Raw genomic sequence first — 9,601 nt, forward strand, 5'->3', positions numbered from 1 at the left:
CTCCTAACTCCTAACTCCTAACTCCTAACTCCTAACTCCTAACTCCTAACTCCTAACTCCTAACTCCTAACTCCTAACTCCTAACTCCTAACTCCTAACTGCTAACTCCTAACTCCTAACTCCTGACTCCTAACTCCTGTCTCCTGACTCCTGTCTCCTGACTCCTGACTATTATGAACCCGCCCCTAGATTGAATTTTTGATAGAATCTTGTATCGGTAACGTGCGAACTTTCAGATCTTTGTAAAATTCCTCTTGAGTTAATTCTACTTTAGATTGAGCTGACAACAACAACAACGCCCAGAAGATGCCGACGCGATCATTTTGAGGTTGATGAACTAAATTGGCTTCATCGGAAGACTCAGACTCTACAGAGGTCATTTCTAGGGTTTTTGTATTGCCTGTTTCAACAAGATTCGCATCAGACCATAAGACTAAAAGTTGTTCTAAATCTAACCATTCTCGACTCAACTCTGACCATTGATCACTGAGTAACTGTTCTAATTTTTTTGCGGTTTCGGTTAAATTTTCTTGGTGAGCGAGTTCAGCGATCGCTCGGGCGGCTAGGGCTTGTTTGGAAGTCCGACGACGTTTCGGATGCTTTTTTTGATCCGCCATCGCCGTTGCCATTAATTGTAACTGATCAATCAATTCTTGCAACGTTACACGGCGTTTTTGAGGCGTTTTTCCGATGACACGCCGACGAATTTGATGTTCTAGATTTTTCGGGCGTTGTAGTGGATCTAAGCCATTTTCAGTATCAACCAATTCTTCTTCGATGATCAGTTCTTCCTCTGCTTCTTCAGCCTCAAGCGACATTAAACTGTCAGCTTTGAGTAAAACTAATATCGAAGCATACAAAAACGCTTGACCCGACTGAGACAATGAGGCAAAATTTTGACCGGGAGAGGAATCTTGTTGCGGGGTGAGTTGACTTAAGTAGCGATCAATCACTTCAATCACTTGTACATCCCAAGGGTCAATTTCTCCTCGTTTCGCTAAGTCAATTAACAGGGCGATTCCTTCGGAGAGTTGATTTAAAGCTAATTTTGGTGTTTCGACAATCATTGAATTTCCAAAGGTTAACGTGCAGCTTCAGTGAACAGTGATCGGTGTTGACAAATGATTGACTTGACGATTGATAACCGTTAACGATATTGTAATCAATTATAGACATTCAGTGAAAGTTTCTCTATTTTGTCACACTGAATCCATAAAGCACCCCAACATTCTCATCTTTATCTAACCTTGACAGACGATTTTGATCAAGAATTTAATTCCGCTTCGGGTAAAACGCCAACCCTCGATCACCCCTTGGTTTCATTAAGATCGAAGGTTGACAATACTCCAATGATCCATCAGTCGCGAGAAGAAGCTTTACAGCAAATTCGCTCCCGTTTGCGTCCTGGACAGCAACAAATGGCAGACTGGGAAGGGGGATATTTGGGGGTTTCGGCGGTTCCAGGGGCGGGAAAATCGACGGGAATGGCTTCTGCTGCTGCTATTGCGATCGCCCGCTATCATTTGAATACTCGGCGTCAGTTAGTGGTGGTGACGTTTACTCGGGCGGCGGCGGCGAATATTCGCTCTAAAATTGAGACAGAATTGAAAAATATAGGCTTACCGATGGGCGGTTTTATGGTGTATACGCTACACGCCCTCGCCTTGAATATCGCTCGTCAACATCCTGAATTATCGGGTTTAGATTTAGAAAATTCGACTCTTATTTTACCGACACCCAGTAACCGTTTAACGCGCACTTGTGTAGAATTATGGATGAATGATTATCCTCGCCATTATCAACGGTTAATCGAAGGAATGCAGTTTGATGGGGAAGAAGCAGAACGTTTGCGGCGTCAGTCGGTTTTGCGAACAGAAGTTTTACCCGACTTGGCTTGGAAAGTGATTCAAGAGGCGAAAAGTTCTGGTTTAAAACCCCATGAATTACGAGAGTTAGCCACGAAAATTCCCGATGAATATGACATTTTAGGAATTGCTGCCGGACTTTATGAAAATTACCAAAAATTACTCACTGAACGTCAGTTAATTGATTATGACGAGATGATTTTAGCTGCCTTACGGGTACTCGAAAATGAGCGAGTTCGTCAACAATGGCAAGAGCGAGTGTTTGCAGTATTTGAAGATGAGGCTCAAGATTCGACTCTTTTACAAACGAAGTTATTAAAAATATTAGCAACGGATGATTTAGCCTCGGAAAAAGTCTTTAATTTAGTGAGAGTCGGTGATCCCAATCAAGCGATTAATTCAACCTTTACTCCGGCTGATCCGATTTATTTTCGGCAGTTTTGTCACGACTGTAAACAGATGAATCGTTTGGCAACAATGGATCAAGCAGGTCGAAGTTCTCAGATTATTATTGATGCGGCTAATTTTGTGTTAAAATGGGTTAATCGTTCTCAATTAGCTGGAACAGAAAAGCCCTTTCAAGAGCAAGAAATTCATCCGGTTTCTGAAGATGATCCGCAATATCCTAATCCCTCCTCAACGGGTTTAGGGTTAGAACTCTATCGACCTATTGATATTTATCATAGTGTCGAATTAATCGCTCGGCGAGTGATTGAATTAATTACAGAAAATCCCGAGGGTAAATTTGCCATTTTAGTCCGTGAAAATAAACAAGGGGAATTTATTTCTAATTTGTTTAATCGTCCCGATGAATATAATTTTAAAGTGGATATCAGACCCCATCCGATTAAAATTTATGATGCGTCTCAAGCTGCCAGAAATTCTCGTATTCCCGCCGAAATCTTATCGCTATTACAATTTATTGATCGTCCTCATTCTCCAGATTATCTGAAAGCCGCGTTAAAAGTCTTTAGCGATCGCCAGTTAATCCCCAATCAAGATTTTAACATTTTAGTGATTCAACCCGAACAATTTCTTTATCCGGGGCCGCTTGACCCGCCTCAGCCTGAAGCGGTTCGTAAATGTCGATATTTTTGTCGGAGTTTGTTGCAAGCGCGTTTAGAACTTCCACCTTTTCAACTGATATCATTTTTGGCGTTAACGTTGCAATATGAACAAAGTGAGTTAGCGACAGCCGATAAATTAGCGGAACGAATTGTTAAACAAACTTCGGGAAAAAATTCGATTCCAGCTATTGTTAACGTGTTGAATGAAATTGTCAGTTCAGAACGATTTGAAACCGTTGATATTGACGAGGAAAATAAGGAGGAAAATAAGGAGGAAAATAAAGAGAATGAGAGTATCTTTACTCGCAAAGGTCAGTTAACAATTATTACGATGCACAAAGCCAAAGGTTTAGACTGGGATTATGTATTTTTGCCGTTTTTACATGAACAAAATATCCCCGGAAGTTTGCGAGTTTTACCTCAAAGTCGTTTCCTCGGAGAGTTTACCCTTTCAGAAGTCGCCCGCGCCCTAATTCGGGCTTATTTACATGATCAAAACCCTTTACCAGATGTTATCACAGCTTGGAAACAGGCGAGAGATTTAAAAGCAGCAGAAGAATACCGTTTATTGTATGTAGCAATGACTCGGGCGAAACAATTATTATGGATGTCTGCGGCGCGTCAAGCCCCTTATTCTTGGCATAAACCGGAAAATTTACAAGACCAAAAACCTTGTCCGGTTTTACCTGCGTTGAAAGAACGTTTTCCCAATCATTTTAAGATGAGTTAATTTTTTAATATTTACCCAACTTTATGGTAAAGTATAGAATAATAAAAGCCCCTAAAAGTTGTTGAATATTTATGTCCATGTCTGCACCCATCGGCCCCCTGACTTTAGAAGGATACATTCAACAAATCACTTGGATTCCAGACCAATTTATTTCTGGGATACCAGGGATGTCTGGAACCCTCGGCCACGATCGGGTGATTCCTGCTCACTATTGTGTATGTCTGAGCAATATTAAAATAATAGATAACAGTGGCGATCCCGGCTCATTTCAAGATGGTCTAAGGGACGAGATCGATCTCCCCCATCCAAAAAATGATCAGTTTTTACAATTAGGAATGTATATTCGAGTGGTAGACTTGACCATATTGGGTGATGAAGGCGGTTCCTCAACCTACTTTGAGCAAATTGAGATTTTAAACAATTGATATTTTTAAAATAAATTGGAGATTGTTGTCTTATTTTTCCGCTCTTTCACAATCTAATTATAGCATACTTTCCCCCTTTAAAGTTATGGTTTCTCATTCATGCAATTATTCTATTATTTCTCACAAAGATTATCTCGAAGGCGAAAAAGTGAGCCAGATCAAACATGAATATATTCGCGGCGAGGTTTATGCAATGGTGGGGGGAAGTAAAGCCCATGATACTATTTCCCTGAATCTTCTTAGCCTTTTAAGAAATCATGTCAGAGGAAGCGGCTGTCGAGTTCACACAGGAGATCTAAAAGTTTACATTGAAGCCGCCGATGTGTATTATTATCCTGATGCTTTAGTGACTTGTGATCAACGGGATATCACCTCTCCTGAAGACTATTTTATTCGTTATCCCCGTTTAGTTGTAGAAGTATTATCTCCCAGTACCGAAGCCTTTAACCGAGGCAATAAATTTGCTGATTATCGACAGATTGAAACGTTAGAAGAATATGTATTAATTAGTCAAGATCAAATTAACGTTGAATGTTTTCGCCGCAACGAAGAAGGGCGCTGGGTTCTTTATCCCTACAGTAAAGAAGATGAACTCGAACTCGCTTCTATTGGCTTTAAATGTGCTATTATTGAACTGTATGAGGATGTTTTGGGGTTAAATTAAGGTGAATTAACCGGAAGAACAGATGCCGTGACTTTGTTACTTTTTAAGATGCCATCTTCCATATAAACAGTGCGATCGGCAATATCCAAAATTCGGTTATCATGGGTAACAAGTAAAATTGTACACCCTTGTTCTTTTGCCAGTTTTTGCATCAATGTCACCACATCTCGCCCTGATTTACTATCTAAAGCTGCGGTGGGTTCATCTGCTAAAACTAACTGAGGACGACTAACTAACGCCCTAGCAATAGCAACCCGTTGTTTTTGTCCGCCCGAAAGATTATCAGGATAATGATTTAAACGATTTCCTAACCCGACTTCATCAAGAATATTAGCCGCCATTTTCTTCATTTCTGCAACCGAATATTCGGGATGAATTTCTAACCCCATCTGAACGTTTTGTAAGGCAGTTAAACTCCCATGTAAGTTATGGGCTTGAAAGATATAACCCGCAAGCCGACGCGCTTGAACTAATTGTTCTGAAGTCGCCCCACAGAGTTCTTTTCCTAAGAATTTTAGGCGTCCTGATTGTACACTTCGCAAACCCCCAATTAAGGTTAACAATGTTGTTTTTCCTGAACCCGAAGGCCCAGTCATAATCACAATTTCACCTGCATTAATTTCTAAATTAATATCAAATAATACCTGTTTTCGTTGTTCACCTTGACCAAAAAAATGATTCAGATGTTCAATGGTAATGACTGGTTGAGAAGAATTGTTCATCATCGTTAATTTTGTCTTTTTTTAGGTTTATTATTATAAAATTCCTTTCGGAATGGGGCAGGTTTATCTAAATGATTGATATAGCGGTGTGCGCTCGTATGAGATACAAACCAGAAACCCGGTTTCTAGCAGAAACCGGGTTTCTACCCAACACATAGATTTTTGCGGAACCCGCCCCTACAAAACTTTTGTCATCGGAATGGGGCGGGGTCAGAACAATATATATTTCCCCGAAACTAAATCAATAAAACCGCCCATCTTGATTTTTTTATGAAATCTTATCAAATTTTTCACGGTTAGGTTTCCTTCATTAATTAAACCTACTATTTTTGCCTTAAAACATATCAGCCGGATCAGCAGATTGTAATTTTTGTGTAGCAATTGCGCCAGACATGACACACATTATTAACGTTAAAAGTAGCACGGTAATTGCTCTAATTTGAGTCATCATAATCGGTAAAGAAGTCGCTTTTGCAGCCACATGATATAAACCTATCGGTAAAATCAACCCTGGAATAAACCCCAAAAAGGCTAAAATAACCGCTTCTTCAAATACAACTGCTAACAAATAACGATGACGATAACCCATTGCTTTAAAAGTAGCATATTCCTTAATATGAGCGCTGACATCAGTTGATAAAACTTGATAAACAATCACCACCCCGACAACAAACGCCATCCCAGTTCCTAATGTAAAAATAAATCCAATCGGACTTTCTTCTTGCCAATATTTTAGCTCATCTTCAATAAATTCTTCAATCGTCATTACTTCGACATCTTCAGGAAGATGTTGTTTCAACGCTTCAGCAACAACAGTATAATCTGCTTCGGGTTCAACATGAATTAACCCTAAACTGACACTCCCCGCATCTCGACGCGGAAACAACATTAAAAAGTTTTGATCGCTCGTCATCAACACCCCATCCGTTCCAAAAGAAGCCCCTAAAGAAAACAGTCCTTTAACGGTAATTCTTCGTCCTTCTGCTTCTGTAGAAACCCAATTTCCCTCGCTAATTTGTGCAATTACATCCTGGTATTCACCCCGAGCTTTGCGATCAAATAATACCACATCTGGAATTTTAATTTTATCTAGCTGTTGATTAACTTCGGGAATATTAAACGCGGGATAATTCGGATCAAATCCAATCACTTGTAAGGGATTATCCTCACGAGTTTGGGGATTTTTCCAGTTAATATTTTGAGAATACAACCCATGAGCAGATTCTACACCGGGAACATCCATCGACTGATACAATCTTCGTCGGGTAAACGTAGATAAATTTTGGGTATTTTTAGCTTTGGGACTGACTAATACAATGTCTGCATTTAAAGCCCCTCTAATCTTAGTATTACTATCATAAAGAGATTGTTGAAACCCCATTTGCATGAACATTAAAACATCTGCAAAAGCAATCCCCGAAATCGCGACTAATAAGCGACTTTTACTGTGACTCAGTTGTAACCAACCCAAGGGAGTTCGTCTTTTAAATGATTGCAGCCATTTGATCATAATTGCACCTCAACTTGCACTTGTAAATTGGTGAATTTTGCGGCGGTTTGACTCGAACTTTCATCTAAACGAACATGAACTTCCACGACTCTTGCATCAATGTTTTCACTCGGATCAGCATTAATCACGCTTTGTTGTTGCACTTTGCGATCAATACGCTCTACTGTTCCTGTTAATATTTCTGGTAAGGCTTCACTGGTAATTTTTGCCGTTTTTCCCAGTTGAATTTTTTGAATATCACTTTGATAAACTTCGGCGATCGCATACATTTGTTGAGTGCGCCCAATTTCTACAATTCCTTCATTAGAAACCACTTCCCCCGCCCGTGTATGAATATCCATCACCACACCATCTTGGGGCGATCGCACATAAACCTGTGCTAAATTGGCTTCAGCTTGTTTGACTGTGGCGATCGCTCGATTAACTTCGGTTTGAGCAAGTTGTACATCAACAGGGCGAACTTCTGCTAAACTTTCTAATTGCGATCGCGCTTGACTAATTTGTTGATCTCCGGTACTTTGAATCCGACTCAGGGTAACTTCAGCTTCGATAATTTGTTCTTTTGCAGTGCGGTTAATTCGATCTAAATTTGCTTCAGCTTCGATAATTTGTTCTTTTGCAGTGCGGTTAATTCGCTCTAAATTCGCCTCAGCTTCGATAATTTGTTGGCGACTGGTTTCTACACTCAACCCTTTTGTATCAAAGGAGGATTGAGAAATGGCGCCCTCTGTGTACAATTGTTGATAACGTTGATATTCTGCTTCTGCGTTGTTCAGTTCCGCCCTCAGCCTGCCAATTGTTGCTTCTTGGGCGTTGCGTTCCCCTTCCCACTGGGCTTGAATGCGGCTAATAGTCGCTTCTTGGGCGTTGCGTTCCCCTTCCCACTCCGCTTGAATGCGTTGGAGAGTGGCTTTTTGAGCCGCTTCATCCCCTAGTAATTGCGCTTGAAGGCGGCTAATTTGCGCTTCTTGAGCCGCGAGATCTCCCGATTTTGCCCCCGCTTTAACTTGATCTAAACGCGCCTTAGCAACTTCCACGTCTTCTTTAGCCCCTTCTAACTCAGCTTGTAAGCGATCGCGGGAGTCCAAAATTGCAATAATTTCTCCGACTTCTACGGTATCCCCTTCTTTGACTAATAATTCTGCAATTCGGTTTTCCTGGGTGGAAGTCGAGGCTTTGAGTTTAATCACTTCCCCGTCGGGTTCTAAGCGCCCCAAAGCGGTGACAGTTTGGATTTTTGGCGCAACAGTTGCGGCGGGAATGACTTCGGTAGATGGCGATCGCAAGGGGAGATAAATCGCTACACCGCCGATTCCTATAAGCGCAATACTTGCTAATGTTAACCACTTTCGGGGGAAAGCTTCTGGTATTCTGGCTGCATCCTGCATCACAGGAACTCCTTTAAAAGCAAAGATTTAACTGAACCGTGTAGTCTTGTTACTAAACAGTTTAGTTAAAATAAAAGAGACTGTCAACCTCAAAACAAGAATGGAATCGTCAAATCCCCCAAAACCCCCTCGTCGTAAAGCATCAGACAAAGCAGAAGCCATCCTGAAAGGGGCGATGCAAGAGATCATGGCTTCGGGGTATGCAGCCGCGAGTATGGATCGAATAGCAGCCGCCTCTGGTGTGTCAAAACCCACACTTTACAATTATTTTCAGGACAAAGAAAGCTTATTTATTACGTTAATTGAAAAATTAGTCAAAGAAAAATTTCAAGATTTTTTTAGCCCCCAATATTTTCAAGAACCCCTTCCACCCGGAAAAGGAGAAATATTGCTGCGACAGTTAGCCAAAAAAATAGTAGAAGATGCGGTAAATCAACCGGAGTTTCTTGATTTTATGCGAATTATTGTCGGGGAATCAGGGCGTTTTCCTGAGTTAGCCCGCACTTTTACTCGCACGATTAAAGTCACTGCTTTTGAGTCTATTACGCATTTATTTGCCAATTGTCCCGAACTAAAAACCCATGATCCAGAAGTTGCCGCCCGGATTTTTTTAGGAACAATGGTTCATTATGTGATTACCCAAAAACTGTTACATGGTGAGGATATTTTACCAATGGATAGCGATCGCCTAATTGATGGTTTAATTGATTGTTTAACCCGTTCAAACTGATGGGCAGATGGGGAGAGAAGAAAGAAACTGCTAAGGGTAATTGATGAATTACCCCGACAAAACTGTAAACTGTAAAAACGCGCTATGATAATGAACTGAAAATTAAGAAATGTAAAGAGCTTTGACTGCTAGCTTAAAATCACCAGACCCAATTAAACAGCCAACCGCTTGGCATCGTCTTCGTACCCACTGGGAAGGCGGAGAGGAAAAAGTCCGTCAAGGCTTACCCCATAGCCAACTGTCTCCTGCGTGGCAAATTTTATTACTGGGGGATGGTTCCCCAACTCGTCACTTGCAACTGTTGACGGGAGAACCCACAGAAGTTGATGTGATTGATATGTCCCCGGTGGGGATGGATATGGATAGCGCACCCGATGCGATCAAATGGGTTCCAGGGCCACGATTGCGACGACAGGTTTGGCTAAAAACGGCATCAGGACAACGGCTAGCCTATGCAGCCTCTTGGTGGGAAGCCAGTCATGTGGATGAATATTTGCAAA

General features: G+C 41.2%; 9 protein-coding genes. 5 read left to right on the forward strand and 4 right to left on the reverse strand.

Annotated elements, in window-relative coordinates; all coding sequences use genetic code 11:
* Positions 1 to 185 precede the first annotated feature (185 nt).
* Positions 186 to 1,067, reverse strand: a complete 882-nt coding sequence (locus WN50_RS02440) for a segregation/condensation protein A (protein WP_046282496.1) — start codon at positions 1,065 to 1,067, stop codon at positions 186 to 188.
* 180 nt (positions 1,068 to 1,247) lie between these two features.
* On the opposite strand from WN50_RS02440, the gene WN50_RS02445 reads away from it, so the two are divergent.
* From WN50_RS02445 to WN50_RS02455, 3 genes are all read left to right on the forward strand, one after another.
* Positions 1,248 to 3,662 (forward strand): ATP-dependent helicase, encoded by a 2,415-nt coding sequence (locus WN50_RS02445; RefSeq protein WP_049557721.1) that lies wholly within the window; start codon positions 1,248 to 1,250, stop codon positions 3,660 to 3,662.
* A gap of 77 nt (positions 3,663 to 3,739) precedes the next feature.
* Positions 3,740 to 4,087 (forward strand): hypothetical protein, encoded by a 348-nt coding sequence (locus WN50_RS02450; protein ID WP_046280738.1) that lies wholly within the window; start codon positions 3,740 to 3,742, stop codon positions 4,085 to 4,087.
* An 85-nt stretch (positions 4,088 to 4,172) separates the two neighbouring features.
* Entirely contained in the window at positions 4,173 to 4,751 is a 579-nt protein-coding gene (locus tag WN50_RS02455) for a Uma2 family endonuclease (protein WP_046280739.1), read from the forward strand.
* Here the strand turns inward: WN50_RS02455 and WN50_RS02460 are convergent.
* The 3 genes from WN50_RS02460 to WN50_RS02470 all read right to left on the reverse strand — a co-directional run bounded on the left by WN50_RS02460 (position 4,748) and on the right by WN50_RS02470 (position 8,371).
* A complete protein-coding gene (locus WN50_RS02460) occupies positions 4,748 to 5,476 on the reverse strand; it encodes a DevA family ABC transporter ATP-binding protein (RefSeq protein ID WP_072075534.1) in 729 nt (242 codons plus the stop codon). The two genes, WN50_RS02455 and WN50_RS02460, sit on opposite strands and share 4 nt — an antisense overlap.
* Positions 5,477 to 5,807: 331 nt before the next feature.
* Complete coding sequence (gene devC, locus WN50_RS02465) at positions 5,808 to 6,983, reverse strand: ABC transporter permease DevC (RefSeq protein ID WP_046281260.1); 1,176 nt, start codon at positions 6,981 to 6,983, stop codon at positions 5,808 to 5,810.
* Positions 6,980 to 8,371 (reverse strand): efflux RND transporter periplasmic adaptor subunit, encoded by a 1,392-nt coding sequence (locus tag WN50_RS02470; protein ID WP_046281259.1) that lies wholly within the window; start codon positions 8,369 to 8,371, stop codon positions 6,980 to 6,982. Before WN50_RS02470 ends, devC begins: the two co-directional genes overlap by 4 nt.
* A gap of 100 nt (positions 8,372 to 8,471) precedes the next feature.
* Here WN50_RS02470 and WN50_RS02475 point away from each other — a divergent pair, with 100 nt between their 5' ends.
* Both WN50_RS02475 and WN50_RS02480 read left to right on the forward strand, forming a co-directional pair.
* Positions 8,472 to 9,101, forward strand: coding sequence for a TetR/AcrR family transcriptional regulator (locus WN50_RS02475; RefSeq protein ID WP_046281258.1), 630 nt, complete (start codon positions 8,472 to 8,474; stop codon positions 9,099 to 9,101).
* Between the two features lie 121 nt (positions 9,102 to 9,222).
* Positions 9,223 to 9,601 (forward strand): chorismate pyruvate-lyase family protein (locus tag WN50_RS02480; protein WP_049557725.1); only part of this gene is annotated, 379 nt, incomplete at its 3' end.

It is taken from the genome of Limnoraphis robusta CS-951 (genome assembly GCF_000972705.2).